Source organism: Synechococcus sp. C9 (assembly GCF_022984075.1).
Lineage (GTDB): Bacteria > Cyanobacteriota > Cyanobacteriia > Gloeomargaritales > Gloeomargaritaceae > Gloeomargarita.
Window position 1 is genome coordinate 2,014,316 of the sequence record NZ_JALAAD010000001.1, and the last position, 19,824, is coordinate 2,034,139.

General features: G+C 54.3%; 20 protein-coding genes. 4 read left to right on the forward strand and 16 right to left on the reverse strand.

Annotated elements, in window-relative coordinates; genetic code table 11:
* Positions 1-87 precede the first annotated feature (87 nt).
* From MLD66_RS09870 to MLD66_RS09880, 3 genes are read right to left on the reverse strand one after another with little or no spacing between them, the layout of a single operon-like run.
* The gene (locus MLD66_RS09870; protein WP_247217424.1) at positions 88-1,431 is read right to left on the reverse strand and encodes a heterodisulfide reductase-related iron-sulfur binding cluster; all 1,344 of its coding nucleotides are present in this window, start codon (positions 1,429-1,431) and stop codon (positions 88-90) included.
* 56 nt (positions 1,432-1,487) lie between these two features.
* A complete protein-coding gene (locus MLD66_RS09875; RefSeq protein WP_247217426.1) occupies positions 1,488-1,694 on the reverse strand; it encodes an RNA-binding protein hfq in 207 nt (68 codons plus the stop codon).
* Positions 1,695-1,737: 43 nt separating this feature from the next.
* Positions 1,738-2,508: a hypothetical protein gene (locus MLD66_RS09880; RefSeq protein WP_247217428.1), complete on the reverse strand. Its 771-nt coding sequence runs from the start codon at positions 2,506-2,508 to the stop codon at positions 1,738-1,740.
* Between the two features lie 255 nt (positions 2,509-2,763).
* Between MLD66_RS09880 and lnt the strand changes: the two genes are divergently transcribed.
* Complete coding sequence (gene lnt / locus MLD66_RS09885; protein ID WP_247217430.1) at positions 2,764-4,257, forward strand: apolipoprotein N-acyltransferase; 1,494 nt, start codon at positions 2,764-2,766, stop codon at positions 4,255-4,257.
* Between the two features lie 179 nt (positions 4,258-4,436).
* On the opposite strand, the gene MLD66_RS09890 is transcribed toward lnt, so the two are convergent.
* A complete protein-coding gene (locus MLD66_RS09890) occupies positions 4,437-5,618 on the reverse strand; it encodes a bifunctional sterol desaturase/short chain dehydrogenase (RefSeq protein ID WP_247217432.1) in 1,182 nt (393 codons plus the stop codon).
* Positions 5,619-5,735: 117 nt separating this feature from the next.
* Here MLD66_RS09890 and MLD66_RS09895 point away from each other — a divergent pair, with 117 nt between their 5' ends.
* On the forward strand, positions 5,736-6,602 hold the full coding sequence (locus tag MLD66_RS09895; protein ID WP_247217434.1) for a 6-carboxytetrahydropterin synthase: 867 nt from the start codon (positions 5,736-5,738) through the stop codon (positions 6,600-6,602).
* A complete protein-coding gene (locus MLD66_RS09900) occupies positions 6,599-7,291 on the forward strand; it encodes a GUN4 domain-containing protein (protein ID WP_247217436.1) in 693 nt (230 codons plus the stop codon). Before MLD66_RS09895 ends, MLD66_RS09900 begins: the two co-directional genes overlap by 4 nt.
* A gap of 272 nt (positions 7,292-7,563) precedes the next feature.
* Here the strand turns inward: MLD66_RS09900 and accC are convergent, their stop codons facing one another.
* The 8 genes from accC to MLD66_RS09940 all read right to left on the reverse strand — a co-directional run bounded on the left by accC (position 7,564) and on the right by MLD66_RS09940 (position 15,181).
* The gene (accC, locus tag MLD66_RS09905) at positions 7,564-8,937 is read right to left on the reverse strand and encodes an acetyl-CoA carboxylase biotin carboxylase subunit (protein WP_247217438.1); all 1,374 of its coding nucleotides are present in this window, start codon (positions 8,935-8,937) and stop codon (positions 7,564-7,566) included.
* Positions 8,938-9,156: 219 nt separating this feature from the next.
* Positions 9,157-10,581 carry an FAD-binding domain-containing protein gene (locus MLD66_RS09910; protein ID WP_247217440.1) on the reverse strand — a complete coding sequence of 475 codons (1,425 nt, stop codon included), beginning with the start codon at positions 10,579-10,581 and terminating at the stop codon, positions 9,157-9,159.
* Positions 10,581-11,018, reverse strand: coding sequence for a 3-hydroxyacyl-ACP dehydratase FabZ (fabZ, locus tag MLD66_RS09915; RefSeq protein WP_247217442.1), 438 nt, complete (start codon positions 11,016-11,018; stop codon positions 10,581-10,583). The genes MLD66_RS09910 and fabZ overlap by 1 nt, the downstream gene beginning before the upstream one ends.
* Before the next feature lie 29 nt (positions 11,019-11,047).
* A complete protein-coding gene (locus MLD66_RS09920; RefSeq protein ID WP_247217444.1) occupies positions 11,048-11,335 on the reverse strand; it encodes a hypothetical protein in 288 nt (95 codons plus the stop codon).
* A gap of 296 nt (positions 11,336-11,631) precedes the next feature.
* Positions 11,632-12,144 carry a flavodoxin FldA gene (fldA, locus tag MLD66_RS09925; RefSeq protein ID WP_247217446.1) on the reverse strand — a complete coding sequence of 171 codons (513 nt, stop codon included), beginning with the start codon at positions 12,142-12,144 and terminating at the stop codon, positions 11,632-11,634.
* A gap of 88 nt (positions 12,145-12,232) precedes the next feature.
* Positions 12,233-13,261, reverse strand: a complete 1,029-nt coding sequence (locus MLD66_RS09930; protein WP_247217448.1) for a chlorophyll a/b binding light-harvesting protein — start codon at positions 13,259-13,261, stop codon at positions 12,233-12,235.
* Positions 13,262-13,484: 223 nt separating this feature from the next.
* Positions 13,485-14,855 (reverse strand): argininosuccinate lyase, encoded by a 1,371-nt coding sequence (argH, locus tag MLD66_RS09935; protein ID WP_247217450.1) that lies wholly within the window; start codon positions 14,853-14,855, stop codon positions 13,485-13,487.
* Complete coding sequence (locus MLD66_RS09940; protein ID WP_247217451.1) at positions 14,852-15,181, reverse strand: carbon dioxide-concentrating mechanism protein CcmK; 330 nt, start codon at positions 15,179-15,181, stop codon at positions 14,852-14,854. The genes argH and MLD66_RS09940 overlap by 4 nt, the downstream gene beginning before the upstream one ends.
* A gap of 204 nt (positions 15,182-15,385) precedes the next feature.
* On the opposite strand from MLD66_RS09940, the gene MLD66_RS09945 reads away from it, so the two are divergent.
* Positions 15,386-15,910: a transcriptional repressor gene (locus MLD66_RS09945; protein WP_247217453.1), complete on the forward strand. Its 525-nt coding sequence runs from the start codon at positions 15,386-15,388 to the stop codon at positions 15,908-15,910.
* On the opposite strand, the gene MLD66_RS09950 is transcribed toward MLD66_RS09945, so the two are convergent.
* Genes MLD66_RS09950 through MLD66_RS09965 form a run of 4 tightly spaced genes read right to left on the reverse strand, consistent with a single transcriptional unit; the run spans position 15,907 to position 19,784 of the window.
* Complete coding sequence (locus tag MLD66_RS09950; protein ID WP_247217455.1) at positions 15,907-16,494, reverse strand: VTT domain-containing protein; 588 nt, start codon at positions 16,492-16,494, stop codon at positions 15,907-15,909. The two genes, MLD66_RS09945 and MLD66_RS09950, sit on opposite strands and share 4 nt — an antisense overlap.
* Positions 16,484-17,926, reverse strand: a complete 1,443-nt coding sequence (locus MLD66_RS09955) for a type II CAAX endopeptidase family protein (RefSeq protein ID WP_247217457.1) — start codon at positions 17,924-17,926, stop codon at positions 16,484-16,486. Before MLD66_RS09955 ends, MLD66_RS09950 begins: the two co-directional genes overlap by 11 nt.
* On the reverse strand, positions 17,923-19,110 hold the full coding sequence (locus tag MLD66_RS09960; RefSeq protein WP_339396964.1) for a DegT/DnrJ/EryC1/StrS family aminotransferase: 1,188 nt from the start codon (positions 19,108-19,110) through the stop codon (positions 17,923-17,925). The genes MLD66_RS09955 and MLD66_RS09960 overlap by 4 nt, the downstream gene beginning before the upstream one ends.
* On the reverse strand, positions 19,047-19,784 hold the full coding sequence (locus tag MLD66_RS09965; protein ID WP_247217459.1) for a DUF561 domain-containing protein: 738 nt from the start codon (positions 19,782-19,784) through the stop codon (positions 19,047-19,049). Before MLD66_RS09965 ends, MLD66_RS09960 begins: the two co-directional genes overlap by 64 nt.
* Positions 19,785-19,824: the final 40 nt, after the last annotated feature.

Genomic DNA, 19,824 nt, shown 5'->3' on the forward strand with positions numbered 1-19,824 from the left:
GTACAGTGCCCAGAGAATTTTTGCAATACAGCCGATGCAGTGCTGAGGGGATACAGTCGCAAACCCGTTGACTGGTTGAATGGAACCTCAAACCCAATCCCTTTGCCCCGGGGGGTGGACATCCTGGAGCGGTAGGCGGCGCATGGCATGGTCGAGCAATTGCACCGGATGATACACGGGTATTTGGGAACCCTGCTGGCGTAGGTAATGTTGGATTTGCACCGTACAGCCGATGTTCGCCGAAGCAATCACCTGCGCCCCCGTGTTGAGCAAATTCCGCACCTTTTGGCGACCCAATTCCTGGGCGGTTTCCGGTTGAAGCAGGTTATACACCCCCGCACTGCCGCAACATAGCGCCGCATCCAGGGGTTCCCGCAGTTCTACCCCCGGAATCTGCCGCAAGAGTTGCCGGGGTTGCAGGCTGATTTTTTGCCCGTGGATCATGTGGCAGGCATCCTGGTACACCACGTTCAGGGGTTCGTTTGCCAACGGATACAGGGGCACCCCCAGGTCAATTTGGGCGAGAAATTCCTGTACATCTTTCACCCGCTGGCTAAATGCCTGAGCCAGTTCCCGATATTCCGCATCGTCCGCCAAAATCTGCCCGTATTCCTTCAAAGTGTGCCCGCACCCAGAGGCATTGATGAGAATGGCATCCAGGTCATAATGGCGAAAACTGTCAATCATCCAGCGGGCGAGGGTTTGCGCCTGGGCAGTTTCCCCCTGATGCTGGGGCAAAGCGGCACAACACCCCTGCTGGGGCGGAATCACCACCTCACAGCCCACCGCCCGCAGTACCCGCACCGTCGCCGCATTCACCCCTGGGTTGAACAATCGTTGCACACAGCCCAAGATCACCCCCACCCGATAGCGACGGGTTCCCTGGGCAGGCAGTACCTCCGGCCAAGGCTGGGGCAGGAGTTGGGCAAATTTCAGGGGCGGCAACATCTCGGTCATTGCCCCCAAACTGGGAGAAATTGTGCGGAATAACCCCGGCAACCATTGGGATACCCCCATTTTTTGGTAGAGCCAGAGCAGGGGAGCCAGGCACCGCAGGCGTTCCGGGTAGGGGAACAGTTGAAAGACCATCTGCCGCAGTAGCCATTCCGACCAAGGGCGGGGATAATTGCGCTGAACTTGGGCACGGGTGGCAGTGATCAACTCGTCATAGCGCACCCCGGAAGGACAGGCAGTGACGCAGGCGAGACAGCCCAAACAGCTATCAAAATGGCTGACCGTGACGGCATTCAGGGCAATGTCCCCCTGCTGGATGGCATTCATCTGGTAAATGCGCCCCCGGGGGGAGTCCATTTCTGTCCCCAAGACCCGGTAGCTGGGGCAGGTAGTCAAACAAAACCCGCAATGCACGCAGGTATCGATCACCGCCTGGGATGGGGGGTGTTGGCTATCAAAACCGGAGGCGACTGTCATGGTTCTCAGGGATACGTTCTTCCCTTGTACCGTGATTTGGGGATTCCCGCCAGGATTTACCCCTTGATGTACACCACCGTCGCCCGGTAGAGGAGGAACTGCTCCTGTTGCCCATTCACCAGGCGGAAATAGTCCGGGTCCTGCCAAACAATTTGCCCCGCCAGCACATCCCCCGTGGTCAGCTTGACCTCCACCGGTTTTTTTTCTTGAATGTAGGCTTGCACCTGCCGCACACTGGGCAAACCCGTATCTAGTTCCGCCATGCCAATTTCCCCAGGCATTACCCCCAGGTATTGTACTCCAGAATCACTGGGATTCCACCACCACCTGGAAGCCCCGGGAACGCAGATATTGCACCAACTGTTCCGCCCGCATTTGGTCCTGAAACCGCCCCACCTGCCAGAGGATTTGCCCCCGGTGGCTGGCACGAAACGCCTCCGGCATCAGTTTGAGAATTTCCTCCTGCTGGGTCGGCGTAGCCGGGCGTACCAAAACCCGTACCGTCGGCTGAGAACGGCTAGGCAGAGCGTTGCGCCGTACATTCTGCCAACTGGCAAGGTTTTCTAATGAACCGGGGTCACCACTGCGGGGCGGGTTTAACACCATCTCCATCTGGGCAGACCGCCGTGCCGTCGCCACCTGATTTTGGGCGGGACTCACCACCTGCGCCAGCAAACCCTCTTGCCGCAACCGTTCCGCCAACTGCTCCCCTTCCTGCGCCGACTGAAACACCCCCGCCTGCATCACCATCTGCCCCTGATACCGCACGGGAAACGCCTGGGGCACCATTTGCCGCAGTAGCCCCACTTGCACGGGGGACACCGCCACCACCAAGACCCGGTAGGACTGTTCCGGGTTCACCATCACCCCCGGCGCAGGCGGTAACACACTCCCCTGTCCCACCGGTGCTGACATCCCTGGTACGGGTAGGGGGCGATGACCGGGTTGGCTGGTACGCTGTTGCCGTTGATTCCAGTCCGCCGGTGCGGGTAACTGAGTTCCCAATTGTGCCCAAGCTGGCGTGGCCAGTACCGCCAAAGCTAGGGTTAAAAAACCGATGCGTTGTGTGTGTGCCATGATGGGATCAACTCCTCAGGTGTGCTGATAATATGCGTATTTTGTCTTGATTTTTTGTCGCCTGTTCCCGGATTGCCCCGTTAATTTCCCCCTGGTGGCGACCCAGACGGGCAACATCCCAAACGTTGTAATCTAACCCAAGGAGCGAAAGGAATGGAGCGGGCAAGATAACACCTAAAGGATAATCAGCCCAACCGGGGATGTCAACCGCTGATTTAATGTTTTTATTGTTTTCCTAATGGTGATCCGGTGATCATGCACGGACGCTGGTTACACCCCACCCTGCTATTGCTCGCTGGGGCACTGCTGGGTTTGACCCCCGGCGTCGCGTGGCTGTGGCTCTTGGGGTGGGTGGCGTTGGTGCCCCTGTGGTGGGGAACCTTTGGGCGCAAACGGGTATTCCGGCGGGGAATGCTCTGGGGGGCGGCCTATCACGGCGTGGCTTTATCCTGGATCGTTCACCTCCACCCTCTCACCTGGTTGGGCATCCCCTGGGCGTTGAGTCTGGTCATTGCCATCACAATATGGTTACTGGTAACCCTGTGGGGGGCAGTGCTGGTAGGAAGTTGGGCGTGGGCAACCAGCCGGGTCACCCAACCAATTCGGCGGCTATTCGCTGGGGTCGCCCTCTGGTGTACGCTGGAAACCCTGGCGAGCTTCACCCCCCTGTGGTGGACGACCCTGGCACTCACCCAAAGCCCCGGCAATCCCACCTTTTTGCACCTGGGGCAACTTTCTGGGTCAGTCACGCCAACCGCCTGGCTGATGTTGGTCAATGGGGTGCTGGCGTTGGCGGTCATTTATCCCCGAAACATTATGCTCCCCCTGGCGTTGGGGTTGTTTTTCCTAGGGCAAAGTTTGGGCTGGTTTTTCCAGGTAACGGCTGTCCGGGAGCGGGTTTTGGCGTATCTGCCGGTGGGCATCATTCAGCCGAATATCCCCAACCCCCAGCGGTTTACCCCCCTTGGTCGTACCGAGATGGAGCAACGCCTGCGCTCCGGTTATGAAGCCCTAGCCCGCCAAGGTGCAGAGGTGATCATTACGCCTGAGGGAGCCTTGGGACAGGAATTTACCGCCAATCATGCCCTGACATCATCTATACAACAGTGGCACGTTCCCTTGGTATTGGGAGCCTATGGTCGCCGGGATGGGCAACTGACTAATAGTTTGTTTTTCCTCGACGGGACTGGGGACGTGGTGAGTCGTTATGACAAAGTAAAGATCGTCCCCCTGGGGGAATTTATCCCCTTGGAGCGGTGGTTGGGGAATTGGGTGCGCCGCATTTCTGCCCTACCGGAATCTCAAGTGGCTGGCGGGATGCCCCAGTCCGTGCGTACTCCCAGCAACCCAGTGATCGCCGGAATTTGTTATGACTCTGCCTTTGCGCCGATTTTCCATGCCCAAGCCCAAGCGGGGGGGGAATGGATTATCACGGCGGCGAACAACGACCCCTATCCACCCCGGATGATGCGGCAACACCAAGCCCAGGATGTCCTACGGGCGATTGAAACCGACCGCTGGCTGGTGCGAGCGACCAACACGGGCATTTCGGGGGTAATTAGTCCTCGGGGGCACATCATGTGGCAGGCTGAACCCTATCAATACCTGACCCATTTAGCCCGCATTTATCGGCGGACAACGCAAACCCTTTATGTGCGTTATGGGGATTGGCTCACCCCAGGTTTAATGGGAATGTTCATCCTAGTTTTTGGCATCCAAAAATATGGCAATTGCCGACGATCTATGTGAATCAGCAGGGGACAGGGTTATATCGCAATCCTACTTGATTAACAAATAGCAATTCTCCAGAACCATACACCGCAGGTGCTTCTTTTACGGGGGCGGTATTCCCTGCGACCACTAACTTTGAATTGATAGAGGTGCCCAATAGTTAATTGAGTAGAGAAGCTGGTAATTTGGTGCCGTGATCATGCTATTTTTGACCCCCGACTGAAGCAACGATAGTAGAGGGAAGTTACGAACTCTTTCAACGGGAAAAAGATATAGGTTAAGGGATTAATTGTGATAATAATGTTACGAAAATCCCGTTTTGCTAGGGCAATAATTCCCTTGGCAACCCATTGGGGGGACATCACGCCATAGGGATTCAGTTGGCTCTTAAAAGGCCCTAAAATTAACTTACGAATCACACAGACATTATCCAAGCGTTTCAGGGTAATGAGATTGCCGATCAACCGTTTACTGAGTTCATAAAGGGGACTCAACGCCGGGGAAACTTCTGCTTCTGAAGTATTGATCCACAATTCCTTAGTAGCTTTCGCCTCTGCACCCGTGACCGTATCCAAAAATAATTCCATCAGTTTCAACACCGACAACGCATTTACCGATAACGCTGTTTCTATCGCCGCAAAATCCCGCCGACCATACACATTCACCCCATGATTAATGATTAAAATATCAAGGGTTTCTAACAGGGGCACTAATTCTAATTCCCGCCCAATTTGCCAACCAATGACCCGCATTGGCGATTGTGCTGTAAACCCTTCTGGATGGGTGGTCAAAGCCGTCACCTGCGCCCCCGCCCGTTGCAATTCCCCACACAGGGCTTGCCCCAACGCCCCACCTGCCCCCGTTACCCCCACTTTTTTGCCCTGCAACGACAATCCCGTGCCCAACACCTTGTCCACCAGGGGAAACACGCCACTGTAATAGGCATTCACATTATCAAAATGGTGCCGCCAATGATAGGTGCGATTCACCCACCAAGCGGTCGGGGGTTCCTGCAAGGGCCCCGGCTGATGGTTGTAATCCGTATCCGCCACCGCCCACACATACCGACGGGTCGCCCCCGCCAAAAACAAACCCGCATACCCCACCCCCACCCAAACCCCCAATGCCCCAGTAAGTAATGCAATCGTCAGTAAAACAACCAGCAAAATAATAGATTCTGTAATGTCATGGTACAGTTGGGAGCGGCGAAATGCGGCTAGGGAAACCAAGGACAAGTCCCGGCGGTAGGCGGCATGATGGCGATTGTGCCAGCGTTCCAGGGCAGGGATGTGGTGGCACAGGGCATGATAGCTATCCCGCACGATTTCCGTCAAAATTAAGGAACCACAGGCGGTTACCCCAAAAGTCAGCCAGTCCACACCCGACCCCACGCACGTCGGTACTACTCTAGGCAATTTTGCGGAAGGAATGCAAGCGCACCCTGGCAGGTTGGGCGGTCAATCGGTACAATCAAAAAGGATTTGCGAGCCATTGCCATGCGCTGTATCATCAACCGGCGGGCCCAGTTTTCAGCCAGCCATTGTTATTACGTTCCCCAGTGGTCGGAGGCAGAAAATTTCCGGCGATTTGGCAAGGGGAGCCTGTTTCCCGGTCACGGTCACAATTACGTTTTATCCGTGGCGATGGTGGGGGAAATTGATGAATGCGGCATGGTTTTGAATCTCTCGGAGGTGAAACACGTCATCCGGCGGGAGGTGACTGAACCCCTGGACAACAGTTTTTTGAATCGGGTCTGGCCGGAATTTGCCCAGACATTGCCCACGACGGAATTTATTGCCTACGCCATTTGGCAACGCCTGTCCCCCCATTTGCCGCTGGCGTGCATTCAGTTGTACGAACACCCTCAACTCTGGGCTGAATACCAAGGAGACGCTATGAACGCCTATTTAACGGTTGGAACCCATTTCAGTGCCGCCCATCGGCTCGCTCGGGTGGATTTTTCGGAGACGGAAAACTACGCCACCTATGGCAAATGCGCCCGACCCCACGGCCACGGGCATAACTACCATCTGGAGGTGACGGTGCGGGGGGACATTGACCCGGTGACGGGCATGGTCGTGGATTTGGTCGCCCTGCAAGGGGTTTTGGAGCGGGAGGTGGTTGAACCTTTAGACCATACCTTTTTGAACCAGGATATTCCCTACTTTTTGGAGGTGGTGCCGACGGCGGAACACATTGCGCTGTACATCATGCAGGTATTACAGGAGCCAGTACGGCGGTTGGGAGCCGAATTACATAAGGTGAAGTTGGTGGAAAGCCCCAACAATTCCTGCGAAATTTATGCGGACGATGTACTCACCGCAAACCCAAGCACTCCTTTAGCGGTGGCGGCCAGCCGATGAGGAATGTGGCTGATTTTTCTGCCCTGGAATCCCTACCACCCAAACAACAATGGCTCTGGCTTACGGAATGGCTCCAAGGGGGAGTCCAGCCAGGGCGGGAATTACTCGACTATTTGCAGAAACGGGCGCAGTCCCCGCAGTTTCCCCAGGTGTTGGACGGGCGAATCTACGAATTGCTCTGGCGGTCGGAAGTTCCAGAACTGGCAACCTTAGCTAGGGAGCTATTTCCCCAGGGCGTTGTACCGCTTTTGTCAGAACAAGCCCAGGACTATACCCCCTTACTGATTCATATCTTGTCCGAACAGTGGCAGGCGGCGGATCAATGGACACGTCAGCAGTTGTGCCGGTTGGTGGGGGCAGAGCAGCGGGGTTGGCTATACTTTAGCGAGGTACAGAGCATCCCGGTACTGGATTTGCAAACGATTGATAATCTCTGGCGGGTGCATTCCCTGGGGCAATTTGGCTTTCGGGTACAGCGGCGGATTTGGCTGGGGTGCGGGCGGAATTGGGAGAAATTTTGGCGGGCGATTGGCTGGTATGCGGATGGCACCTGGCCTCGTTATCCCCAGGGGTTCACTTGGAATGTGAGCGCTCCGGCGGGGCATTTACCGCTATCGGATCAAAAGCGGGGGGTACGGGTATTGGAGGCATTGCTATTACATCCGGCGTGGGCAGGGGGAGTTAATTAGATATTTTTTTAGATATTTTAGGTGTGAAATATGGCGATTGATTAAATGAGGTGCTCTAAAATATAGTAGTTTCAAATAAGTTTGCGACATTCTGCTTTACCTACACCCCCTGTCTTAAAAGGAGGGAACCTCTATTCTATTTATTTGAGCCAAGCAAAAATTTCATCGTTGGCATACCCATATTAGCCAGAACCAAGGGCGGGGGGTGCCCCCCTGCGACCGCTAACTTTGAATTGATAGAGGTGCCCCTAATTCATATTCATAGAGGTACCCTATTTTAATGAAGATTGAATATAGCCGTTTTGCATCCATTCATCCACAAAATGGGTATCAAGTTGGGCGTTAATAAAATCAGGATGGTTGAGTAACCGCTGGTGAAAATCAATCGTGGTTTTAACCCCGGTAATTGCACATTCTTGTAGCGCCCGTTTCATCCGGGCAATCGCATGATGCCGATTTTCTCCCCAGACAATAATTTTGCCAATGAGTGAATCATAATAGGGCGGAATTTCATAATCAGGATAGACGTGGGAATCCACCCGTACCCCTGGCCCGCCTGGCGGTAAATAGGCCAAGATACGACCAGGACAGGGACGAAATTGATGATCCGGGTCCTCCGCATTGATCCGACATTCAATGGCATGACCCCGCAATTGCACGTCCGATTGGGAAAAGGGCAAGGGTTCTCCCTGGGCAATACGAATTTGTAAACCGATTAAATCTAACCCGGTCACCACTTCCGTAACCGGATGTTCCACCTGAATGCGGGTATTCATTTCCATAAAGTAAAAATTCCCCTGTTCATCCACCAAAAATTCCACCGTACCCACCCCCACATAACCGATGGATTGCGCCACCCGCACCGCCTGCATTCCCATTTTTTCCCGCAATTCTGGGGTGATAATTGGGCTGGGAGCTTCCTCTAATAATTTTTGGTGACGGCGTTGAATCGAACAATCCCGTTCCCCTAGATGCACCACATGACCGTATTGATCCGCCAAAATTTGCATTTCCACATGGCGAGGTCGTTCAATCAATTTTTCCAAATACACGCCGGGATTGCCAAAAGCCGCTTCCGCTTCCCCCTGCGCCGCTAAAAAAGCCCGCCCAAAGTCCTCCGGTTGGCGCACCACCCGCATCCCCCGCCCACCGCCCCCCGCTGTCGCCTTGATGATCACCGGAAAGCCAATCTCCTGGGCAATTTTGAGCGCCGTCGCCTCGTCGGTCAACAACCCCTCACTCCCCGGAATCACCGGCACCCCCGCCTGTTGCATGGTGCGTTTGGCAGTGGATTTGTCCCCCATCGCCCGCATCGCCTGGGGGGTTGGTCCGATAAAAATCAGGTCGTGATCCGCACAAATCTCGGCAAATCGGGCATTTTCCGCCAAAAAACCATAGCCGGGGTGAATGGCAGTGGCATTGCGGGTGAGGGCGGCGGCAATGATATTCGGGATATTCAAATAACTTTTGGCACTGGGCGCTTCCCCAATACACACCGCCTCGTCCGCCAACTGGACGTGCAGACATTGTCGATCAACCGTGGAATGAACGGCTACGGTTTTAATCCCCAATTCTCCGCAGGCACGTAAAATGCGAACCGCAATTTCCCCTCGATTGGCGATAAGTAGTTTGGAAATTGCCGCCATAAGCACCCCAGCAGTCAAAAGTTAATCCTACCATGTTGCGGGAACCAGGCTAGGACGGGGAACTACGCCCCATGTTGAACCAATCAATCCGGCGAGTGCAGTACATGACCGCTGTCTCAAAATGTTATGCCCTGGTAGCCATCATGAATAAATGATAAGTAATTGACCCATTACTTCATTGATCAAACGACCGGAAATCCCTATGGTTCTGAGGGAAAATCACTCAATGGATTGGGAAATCATTTGATATTTTTGCTTAAATAATTGTTGTTGTTTTTGATGATTGACAATGGGTTGCGGATACCCTAACGCCTGTCGTTCTAAAGGTGTGATTTGATTGCTCAAAATTTGGGGCACATCCACAGAGCGCAACTCCGGCACCCAAGTGTAAATATATTCCGCTTCCGGGTCAAATTTTACTGCCTGGGTATTAGGGTTAAAAATTCGCAAAGGACGGGGATCCATGCCTACCGAAGCACTCCATTGCCAACCGCCATTGTTGGCACTCAAATCCCCATCAATCAAATGCTGCATAAAGTAGCGTTCCCCCCACCGCCAATCAATGAGTAAATCTTTAGTTAGAAAACTAGCGACAATCATTCGACAACGGTTGTGCATCCAGCCGGTTTGGTTCAACTGCCGCATCGCCGCATCCACGATGGGATAACCCGTTTCCCCCGCACACCAGGCTTGGAAATAATGTTCGTTATTCTCCCAGGGGAACCCATCAAATTGCGCCCTGTGACTGTGGGTTTCTAACCGGGGAAAGTGATACATCCCGTGTTGATAAAATTCCCGCCACGCCAATTCCTGTTGCCAAGTCACCACCGATTCATTGCCGGGAAAGTTTTGCAAACAATCCTGGGTAAATTGCCACAGGGTACGAATGCCAATCACCCCAAATTTCAGGGCGGCACTCAGACGAGAGGTTCCCGAAACCGCCGGAAAATTTCTCTGCTCCTGATAGCTGTAAATTGCCGACCGCCCAAATTCTGTGAGTAAATTTTTTGCTCCTTGGGTACCCGGTTCATAGTCCCATTGCCCTGACCAGTGAAACCCCAATTCCTGCATGGTAGGTAAGGGAATCACTCCGGCATTTTGGGCAATTTGACGCTCTGTTTCGGTGAGTTTGGTGCAATTTTCTAACTTTGGGTAAGGCGCAACTTTATTCTGCTGTGACCAATTCTTCCAAAAGGGCGTAAAAACCGTGTAGGGTTGCCCCATTTTTGTGACAATTTCATCAGGTGTGTGCAGTAATTGATCCCAAAATTGCCGATGAATAATCCCCTGCTGGTTTAACACCTGAATCACCTGCTGATCCCGTTGCCGAGCGTAGGGTTCCACATCCTGATGCCAGTACACCGCCGCTTTTAACGCCTGCGCCAAACGGGGAATGGCTACAACCGGGTCAGCCCAAAGGATCAGTAACTCACTCCCAATTTGTTCATACTGTCGCTGTAAATCTGCCAGACATTCCCGCAGATAATAGACCCGCACTGGTGCCATATCATCCCGCCGCAAAATCTGGGGATCAAAACAAAAAATACCGACCACTTTGGGGGTAGTCAAACGAGCGGTATGCAGACCCACGCTATCTTCAATTCGCAAATCCCGCCGGTGCCAAAATAGGATTAAATCAGGCATTATTCCACTAAAGAAAAGAGCAAATCCCCTTCGGCGACCAACTCCCCATTCACCATTGCCTTGCCCTGCACCTGCCCAAATCGCCCCATGCGTAAACGCACCAAAGTTGCTGTTAAAATCAGTTGATCCCCTGGGGTCACTTGGCGACGAAAACGGACTTTATCAATACCCGCAAATACGGACAAATGCCCATGCGCTTCCGGCAGTTGCATCACCACCACGCCCCCCACCTGCGCCATCGCTTCCACGATCAACACCCCCGGCATCAACGGTCGCCCCGGAAAATGCCCCTGAAAAAACGGCTCATTGACGGTGACATTTTTGATGCCCACCGCCCGTTCCCCCGGCACATACTCCACGATCCGGTCCACCAACAAAAACGGATACCGATGGGGCAATAATTTTTGAATCCCTTCCACCGTTAAAACGTCTGCCATGCCTGCCTTCCCACGTCCAATTTCTCATCCTACACCACCCCGTCCCCCTGGGATCGCCCGCAGGATTTATCGGGAGCCAACGGTCGAGGCATAGCTTGGACAAAATCGGGACAGTGCATGGCGGCTTCGGTCATGGCAATACAGGGATGAACGGCACATTTTAATTGCTGATGTCCCGTGAAATAATAACAACGGTCACAGGGGACACCATGTAACTTTTTCAATAGTTCTATACTGTCACTGAAGGCATAACAAACAGCGGCAAAAAAACCGGTCATCATCAACCAAATGATCATGGGGCAGAGAAATTGGATCATGATTTTGGGGCACTCCTACCTGTTTTTAATATCAACATGGACTGGTGTTTTCATGGCATGATTTTTGTAATCGCAAATATGCGTAGCCCTATGAATTGCAAATTGGCAGTCGCAAGGGGGCACCCCCGGTCTTGGTTCGCCATCATCCTTGTATTTTAACAATGGAATTTGCGATGGATGCCCATCAATAGAAGTACCCATATCTTTTCACATTAAAAAATAAATCCAACAGGGAAATTGCTAATTTCTTTTGTAGGGGATAAACGCTATCTTCCCATTCATCCCCTAACCATTTGTTACAAGCCAAATTCAGCTTTTAATTGTTGCGTCCAGGTTTGAATCCGTTTGGCTGTCAACTCCGGTTGATTGTCCTCATCCAAAGCCAAACCCACAAACCGGTCTCCCCGCAGGGCTTTAGAAGCATTGAACTCATAGCCTTCCGTTGACCAATAGCCCACGGTTTTACCCCCCAAAGAAGTAATCATTTCCTCCAAAATGCCAATCGCATCCTGAAAATTGTCCGCATAACCCACCTGGTCACCGCACCCAAAATAGGCGACTTTTTTGCCACTAAAATCAATCGCCTCCAATTCATCGTAAAAGCCTTGCCAATCCCCTTGCAATTCCCCGATATTCCAAGTGGGGCAACCAATGATGATGTACTCGTATTTACGGAAATCATCCACATCGGCTTCGGCAATATCAATCACATCCACCACGGCACTGCCCCCCAAGGCTTTTTGAATCTGTTCAGCTACGGTTTGAGTATTACCCGTCTGCGTCCCAAAAAACAAACCAATCTTTGCCATAATTGCGCCTCAAAAAACATGATAAAGTCCTCCTCTCTTGGCAATGGATATTTATTTTTCTGGACAGATTGCTTCTCGATGCATTGACTCACACTTGCATGGAATTTAAGGCTCGTTCCACCCGCCGAAAATCAAACCCCAATGCCCGTAAAGCGTGCCACAAATGACCTTGTAAAAAGAAAAAGGCTAGGAAAAAATGGGCATTTGCTAACCATGACCGGGATGTATAGGTACCGTAGGGCAATTTCACCGTGTCGGCAAAATAGGGCGTAATCCCCAATTTGACCTCTAAAACCGAACCATAAAATTCCGGCGGATAGGCAAACGTATTCACCGCACAAAAATAGGCGGCGACGAACCCCGCTAACGCAATGCCCCCAAGGGAATAGGACAAAATCGCTTCGCCGGAGAATAACAAAACCCTTCTTGCCCAGTTCAATGGCGGCACTAAAATATGCCAAATTCCCCCGGCAATTAACAGAATGCCGACAAAAATATGCCCCCCCACTAAATCCTCTAAATTATCCAAGCTGGCGAAGTGGGTTTGATAGCCATAAATGACCAGGGGATTGAGCGTCGGTTGGGTCACCAAACGCACGGTTTGGGTAGCGGCATCGTACAAACCACCCCACCAGCAGGCTTTTGCTACTAAGAGTAATGCCCCCATGCCCAAAAATAATAAATGATGCCCCAAAATGATGCCCAATTGTTGCGGATTCTCCCACTCAAAATGGAAGCGTTTGGCAAACCCGGTGGCATTTTTCAAGTCCTCCGGGGCTTTGAACGTGTGAAACAAGGCGCCTGCCCCCAGCACCGCCGAAGAAATCAGATGCACCGCCCCGACCACAAAGTAGGGATAGGTATCCGCAATTTGCCCGCCTTGACCAACCCCCAACCCCAAGGTGGCGAGATGGGGCAAAAGAATCAACCCCTGTTCCCCCATTGGCTGGGCGGGATTAAAGCGAGAAATTTCAAATAAGGTAAAGGCTCCCGCCCAAAAGGTAATCAACGCCGCTTGGGCAGTATGGGCGGCAATAAATAAACCGGATTTATCAGCAAAACGGGCATTTCCCGCCCACCAGCCATAGGTCACTTCCGGCTCACCATAGGTTTGCATCGCAGGTACTCCTTAGCCAAACAACAGGTCAATAACAACCGGGTTAGAGGCACCCCTAAACCCTCAAGCCTAGGCATAATCGGACTTTTCGGACTGGGTGACCTTTGGTTATTAAGATTAAATCTCAACAACAACCCAAGACCTACCCTAACACAGTTAATGAGAATTTAAGTCATTAATTTCGTTAAGTAATGTGAAGATTATGGTGAGCGGGGGATGGGATTCACGCACAGTCCGCCTGGGCTTTTGCCAGAGCCGTTCGCACCTGGGCAAATCCGGTTCCCCCCAGACTATTGCGCCGAGCCACCACCTCCTGCGGGGTAATCGCCTGGTAAATATCCTCAGCAAATTGGGGGTGAAATCCTTGCCATTCCGCCAGGGTTAAATCCTTGAGTAAACGCCCGGAATTCACGCAAAATTTTACGATTTGCCCGGTGATTTGATAGGCGGAACGGAAGGGCACGCCCTTGGTAGTTAAATAATCAGCCACATCCGTTGCGTTGCTTAAATCCGACTCCACCGCTTGCGCCAGCCGCTGCTTTTGAAAAACGATTCCCTCCTGCCAGACAATGGTCATAGCGGCTAAACAGGTTTTGAGGGTTTTTACCGTATCAAATACTGCTTCTTTGTCCTCTTGCAGGTCTTTATTGTACGCCAAGGGCAAGCCTTTTAGAATCACCAATAGGGCTTGTAAATGCCCAAAAACCCGCCCGGTTTTCCCCCGCACCAATTCCGGCACATCGGGATTTTTTTTCTGGGGCATCATGCTGGAGCCGGTGGCGCAACTGTCCCGCCATTGGATAAAACCAAATTCCTGGGAAGACCAGAGAATTAACTCTTCAGACATCCGGCTTAAATGCACCAAAATTAAACTTGCCGTCGTTAAAAATTCCACCACAAAATCCCGGTCGCTCACCGCATCCAAACTATTGGCGCATACCCCCTGAAAGCCCAACAATTCCGCCGTATATTCCCGGTCAATGGGAAAAGTGGTTCCCGCCAACGCCCCCGCTCCCAAAGGGGAAATGTTCACCCGTTGTCGGATTTCCTGGAGGCGGATTTTGTCCCGCTGAAACATTTCAAAATAAGCCAAAAGATGATGCGCTAAACTCACCGGTTGCGCCCGCTGTAAGTGGGTATAGCCGGGGATCAGGGTTTCCACGTGTGCCGCCGCCACCCCACACAAAACCTGTTGGAACCGCCGCAGTTGTTCCGTCACGTCATCAATAGCTTCCCGCAGGTACAAACGCAAATCCGTCGCCACCTGGTCGTTGCGGGAACGGGCGGTGTGGAGTTTTTTGCCCACCTCCCCCACCAATTCGGTCAGACGGCGTTCCACGGCAAAATGCACATCCTCCCCCTGGGCGGGAAAGGTGCCCTGCTCGTACTCCCGTAGAATCTGCGCCAACCCCTGCACCAACTGCTCCCCTTCCTCCGGGGTAATAATGCCCTGGCGTGCCAACATCCGGGCGTGCGCCTGGGAACCCCGCACATCCACCGGCAGGAGCGCCAAATCAAAGCCGATGCTGGCATTGAACGCCTCAATCGTCGGATGCAAGGGCGAATCAAACCGCTGACTCCAGGGCTGGCTCATACCCGGAACCGTTCCACCGCCGGGCGGTAGGCAATGGGTAACACCCGCTCCAAATTGGGATGGGGACGGGGAATGATGTGATAGGAAAGCAGGAGGGTTTTCTCCTTGGGTTGGTTGTAGGGCAGTACCTTTTTCGCCGCCTCCACCCCAGCCGCCACCGCCATTTTCACCTCGGAGACATCCCCTCGCACGATCACCGTCATGTAGGCACCGCTCACCCGTTCGCAGTACACCAGGGTCACCCGCCCCGCCTTCACCATCACGTCCGCCACCGCCAGGGTCGGGGGTGTCCCCAAAACCTCAACCATTCCCAAGGCTACCGACATAGTTCCCCAAAGCTCACTGGAGGCATTATCGCCTGGGAAGCTTAGCCAACGCAAATCCCCACGCCCTTGCCCGCCGTTGAATAGTTTACAATCATTCGCAACAAATCCAGCTTGTTGCCAATTTATATTTTTTTTAGTAAGGTATTAGGTAGGGATGACCATATCCAAAAGTCCAGTAAATCAGTAGCACAATTAGGTATTCCTATGGCACTGTATGATGCCGCTGACCTGCGCTCCGAGTTACATCAAATTGGTTGTCGTTTGACCCCCCAACGGGAAAAAATTCTCAAATTTTTCCAGAATTTACCCCAGGGCAATCATCTGAGTGCGGAAGACCTGTACCATGCCCTTGGTCAGCGGGGGGAAAATATTAGCCTGTCCACGATTTATCGCAGTTTGAAATTGATGGCACGGATGGGGTTATTGCGGGAATTGGAACTGGCGGAAGGGCATAAACATTACGAACTCAACCAGCCCTACCCGCACCATCACCACCATTTGGTCTGTGTGCAATGCAACCGCACCATTGAATTTACCAATACGTCCATTCTCAAAACCGGCATCAAACAGGCGGAAAAAGAGGGTTTACATTTACTGGATTGTCAGTTGACCATCCATGCCATTTGTCCCGAAGCCCTGCGCCGGGGCTGGCCCTCCCTGCTCCCTGCCCACTGGGTCTGCCCCCGCACCTTAAACGGCACGGTCACTGGGGTGATCACCGAAAGTTAAATCCCCACCAGCCAATTCAATATGCCACTGCCCAAGTAAATATAAAAACCCACAATTGTGAACGCACTGAAACTCAAGGCGATGGCAAAATCCCGATAGGGAATGCGGGTCAAGCCCAGGGCATAACTGACAATATCTTGTGATAAGTGCATCACCAAAAACATATAAAAAATGCTGTGGTGTGCCTGCAAATCCTGAAACCAGCGGTCGAGGGTTTCCACCTGCTGTGCCCCCACCAACCGGGTGACGAGCCGCCGCCCCCAGCACCGCCCCAGCCAAAAATTCACACTGCATCCCAACAGGGTCGCCACCACACTCAGGACAAACGCCAGATTTTGTCCAAACAATGTCCCCCCCACCACGTACAGGGAACTGCCGCTCAAGGGAGCCAGGATCAGACTGCCCGCCGAGAGGAAGATAAACACCAACCAGGAAAAGATGCCAAACTGCGCCAGCCACGCCTGCACCGGTGCCACCCCCCCCAGCCAGCGCAAGACGATGACCGCCAGGGCATAAAACCCGACGACGACCAGGAGCGCCCCAAGAATGCGGGAGCGTACCGTTACCTTTGGCTCACCCACCATGTCCCAGCACCAGCAGTGCCACCAGCGACCCCCCATTCCACAGGCTATGCAACACAATGGGTGCCCACAGCCCCCGCTGACGAGTATAAACAAAACCTAAAAGGATGCCCAGCACCGTCAGGGGCAGTAGGTCCGCCACACTCAGATGCGCCAGGGCAAACACCAACCCACTCACCACCACCGCCCCCCCCACCGGCAAATTCCGGGTTAACGAAGGCAGGAGAAACCCCCGAAAAATCGTTTCCTCAAATAGGGGTGCCAAGACCACGATCACCAAGGCAAAAATCCCCACCACCCAGGGGTCTTGGGTCTGTGCCAACAGCGGGAGCAAAGGATTGCCACCCCCCCGCCCTTGCAAGAGGGATTGATTCACCCAGGAAGCGACAAACACCAGGGGTTGCGCCACCAGATAGCCCCCCACCGCCCACACCCACGTCCGCCCCCGCACCCGGAAGTCAAACCAGTGGCTGTCCAGGGGTTGATAGCTCCGCAAATTCGCCACCAAAATCCCCATCCCGGCGGCAATCAAGGTCGTGTAATTCACCAAAACGTACACCGCCTTGCCCAAGGGCGTTTGCACCCAGCCCCACCCACCCAACAGGCGCACCAGCAGGGGCACCCCCACCTGTCCCAAACCGAAAAAAGCCACAAACCACAGCACCATGACCTGGAGTACCACCTCCAGCCCCCAGGGCACCGACCACCCCGGCGGTTCCCCCCGCCCCAAGAGCGACTGCCGCCCCCGCAGTAGCCATTGCACCCCCAACGCCAGCAGTAAAATTGTCCCCAGGGTGCCCCCCACCACCGGCAGTCCCACCAACACCACCAGGCGATTCACCGCATCCGCCGCCCACTCCTGTTGTTCCTCCAGCAGAGCCATTTCCTCCGCCTGCCGTTGTTGTAAGCGGTACAAACGCAGTAAAGCCACCTGTTCAAACCAGCCGGATAAATGCTCCGCCAACAGCACTTCCGCATTGGGGTAGATCAGTGCTGGTTCCCCCCACAACCCCTGCAACACCTGCGCCGTTTGCCCCAACGTTCCCTCCGGCTGACGTTGTACCACCTCCTGCCACGTCCTTTGCGCCTGCGCCACCTCCCCCCGTTTCACCCCCAAGCGCAGGTTCAACCCCAGCCATTGCGCCACCTGCCCCGGTTCTGTGGGGTCAAGGGCTTTTTGCCCCACCTGCTGTTGCCGCCGATAGGATTCTTCCGCCTGCACTAGGGTAGATTGGCGAAACCATTGGGGCAGTTCCCCACCGCCCTGCCAGACACTCGCCTGCAATTGTAAATCCACCGCCCGCAGTTGCAAAACATTCTGGGTCTGGGGCTGTTGCCAACTGTTCAGCAGGGACAAGCCCAGCAACGCCGTCACCAGCAGGGTCAAAAATGGCAACCACAACCGCCGCCACCGGGGGATGCCCACCTCCGTCATAACCCGACTCCCCGCCGCACCGCCACCGCCACCTGCTCCTGCTCCCCTGGGGTCAACTCCGGGAACAAGGGCAGGGATAAAACCCGCTCACTCAGGGCGACCGCCTGGGGAATAGCCGCTTTATCGTACTGTAAAAATTCATACACTGGTTGCAGGGGCAAGGGCATCGGGTAATACACGGCTGTACCAATTCCCGCCTGGTGCAATTTCGCCCGCAGGTCATCCCGCTTCAGGGTTCGATGGTTCCAAATCACCGTGTACTGGTTCCAACTATGACCGGGGCAATCTGGAGGGAGCACCAACCCCGGAATGTCCCCTAGCAATTCCTGATAATGGGCCGCCAACCGCCGCCTTCGGGTCAGCCATTGGGGTAAATAGGTCAATTTCGCCGTCAACAAAGCCGCCTGTAGGGCATCCAAACGGCTGTTCACCCCCACCGTCACCGAACAGTACCGTTCCCGTTGCCCGTGATTTTTCAATTCCCGCAACCGTTGCGCCAACTGCGGGTCGTGGGTGGTCACCGCTCCCCCATCCCCCATCGCCCCCAGGTTTTTGGTGGGATAAAAGCTAAAACAGCCCAGGGTGCCCCAACTCCCCACCGGTCGCCCCTGCCAAGTACTGCCCGTCGCCTGGGCACAGTCCTCAATGATCGCCAAACCATGCGCCTGCGCCAACTGTTGCAACGCCGTCATATCCACCGGACGACCAAACAAATGCACGGGCATCACCGCCTTGGTACGGGGGGTCAACCGTTGTTGCACCTGGGTTAAGTCTAAATTAAATGTCTCCGGCTCCACATCCACAAATACGGGCGTGGCTCCCGTCAAACTGATGGCTTCCGCCGTGGCAATGAACGAAAACGCCGAGGTAATGACCTCATCCCCTGCCCCGATGTGCAACGCCCGCAACGCCAGATACAGGGCATCCGTCCCGGAATTGCAACTGACGCAGTAGGGTACGCCAATGTAAGCCGCAAACGCCTGTTCAAACCGAGTAACGGCTTCCCCCCCGATATAGGCTCCCGTCGCCAATACTGCCTGGGCAATGGGGGTCAGCACATCCTGCAATTGTTGGTACTGGCGGGTGAGGTCAAACTGGGGGATGGCCGTTGCCACAGGCATCATACCACCGCCGTTGGCACCAGAGCTTCTACGATAGCCCGCACCGCCGCCGTCATGGCCCATTCGTCCTCCAGGCGATTGACCGCCCGGCCAATCCCGACCCCAGCCGCCCCCACCGCCTGCGCCATTGGCACTGTCACCACCGACAGCCCGGAAGCACACACCACCGGCACCGCCACCGCCCGCGCCAAAGTATAGGTAGCCGCCAAGGCCGGAGCCGCTTTTTCGATCAAGCCCAGCACCCCAGGGTTCTGCGGTTGCAGGCTGACACTCCCTTCCGTCTGCAACACATCCGCCCCCAGGGCCACCAACCCCTGTGCCAATTCCGCCTGGGCATCCAGGGGCAGGGTATGGGGTACCGTCACCGCCAGGGGAATATCCGGTAACAGTTCCCGGGTGTGGATGGTCAACGCCCGTACCCGTGCCCCATCGAAGGTTTCCCCCTGGGCATAGAAGGGGTCAAAATTGCCCAACTCCACCATGTCCGCCCCCGCCGCCACACAGGCCGGTAACCGTTCCGGGTCAATGGTGGACACACACAGGGGCAGATGGGTCAATTCCCGGGCGAAACGCACCAAATCCGGGTCAGCGGCCAGGTCCACATAGCTCGCTCCCCCCCGGGTGGCCGCCCGTACCACCCGTCCCACCACCTGCGGGTCAAACTGGGTAATGCCGCTGATAATCTTCACCGCCCGTCTCTGGGCAAATACCGACCGCCATTGGGAAGAGAGTGCCATAATCAACCCACCACAAAATCACCCCATCCATCTTAACCCG

What these genes read in the sequence shown, in the direction of transcription:
- MLD66_RS09870 (WP_247217424.1), bottom strand. Translation starts at nt 1,431, where the DNA reads ATGACAGTCGCCTCCGGTTTTGATAGCCAACACCCCCCATCCCAGGCG.
- MLD66_RS09875 (WP_247217426.1), bottom strand. Translation starts at nt 1,694, where the DNA reads ATGGCGGAACTAGATACGGGTTTGCCCAGTGTGCGGCAGGTGCAAGCC.
- MLD66_RS09880 (WP_247217428.1), bottom strand. Translation starts at nt 2,508, where the DNA reads ATGGCACACACACAACGCATCGGTTTTTTAACCCTAGCTTTGGCGGTA.
- lnt (WP_247217430.1), top strand. Translation starts at nt 2,764, where the DNA reads ATGCACGGACGCTGGTTACACCCCACCCTGCTATTGCTCGCTGGGGCA.
- MLD66_RS09895 (WP_247217434.1), top strand. Translation starts at nt 5,736, where the DNA reads ATGCGCTGTATCATCAACCGGCGGGCCCAGTTTTCAGCCAGCCATTGT.
- MLD66_RS09900 (WP_247217436.1), top strand. Translation starts at nt 6,599, where the DNA reads ATGAGGAATGTGGCTGATTTTTCTGCCCTGGAATCCCTACCACCCAAA.
- accC (WP_247217438.1), bottom strand. Translation starts at nt 8,937, where the DNA reads ATGGCGGCAATTTCCAAACTACTTATCGCCAATCGAGGGGAAATTGCG.
- MLD66_RS09910 (WP_247217440.1), bottom strand. Translation starts at nt 10,581, where the DNA reads ATGCCTGATTTAATCCTATTTTGGCACCGGCGGGATTTGCGAATTGAA.
- fabZ (WP_247217442.1), bottom strand. Translation starts at nt 11,018, where the DNA reads ATGGCAGACGTTTTAACGGTGGAAGGGATTCAAAAATTATTGCCCCAT.
- MLD66_RS09920 (WP_247217444.1), bottom strand. Translation starts at nt 11,335, where the DNA reads ATGATCCAATTTCTCTGCCCCATGATCATTTGGTTGATGATGACCGGT.
- fldA (WP_247217446.1), bottom strand. Translation starts at nt 12,144, where the DNA reads ATGGCAAAGATTGGTTTGTTTTTTGGGACGCAGACGGGTAATACTCAA.
- MLD66_RS09930 (WP_247217448.1), bottom strand. Translation starts at nt 13,261, where the DNA reads ATGCAAACCTATGGTGAGCCGGAAGTGACCTATGGCTGGTGGGCGGGA.
- argH (WP_247217450.1), bottom strand. Translation starts at nt 14,855, where the DNA reads ATGAGCCAGCCCTGGAGTCAGCGGTTTGATTCGCCCTTGCATCCGACG.
- MLD66_RS09940 (WP_247217451.1), bottom strand. Translation starts at nt 15,181, where the DNA reads ATGTCGGTAGCCTTGGGAATGGTTGAGGTTTTGGGGACACCCCCGACC.
- MLD66_RS09945 (WP_247217453.1), top strand. Translation starts at nt 15,386, where the DNA reads ATGGCACTGTATGATGCCGCTGACCTGCGCTCCGAGTTACATCAAATT.
- MLD66_RS09950 (WP_247217455.1), bottom strand. Translation starts at nt 16,494, where the DNA reads ATGGTGGGTGAGCCAAAGGTAACGGTACGCTCCCGCATTCTTGGGGCG.
- MLD66_RS09955 (WP_247217457.1), bottom strand. Translation starts at nt 17,926, where the DNA reads ATGACGGAGGTGGGCATCCCCCGGTGGCGGCGGTTGTGGTTGCCATTT.
- MLD66_RS09960 (WP_339396964.1), bottom strand. Translation starts at nt 19,110, where the DNA reads ATGGGCCATGACGGCGGCGGTGCGGGCTATCGTAGAAGCTCTGGTGCC.
- MLD66_RS09965 (WP_247217459.1), bottom strand. Translation starts at nt 19,784, where the DNA reads ATGGCACTCTCTTCCCAATGGCGGTCGGTATTTGCCCAGAGACGGGCG.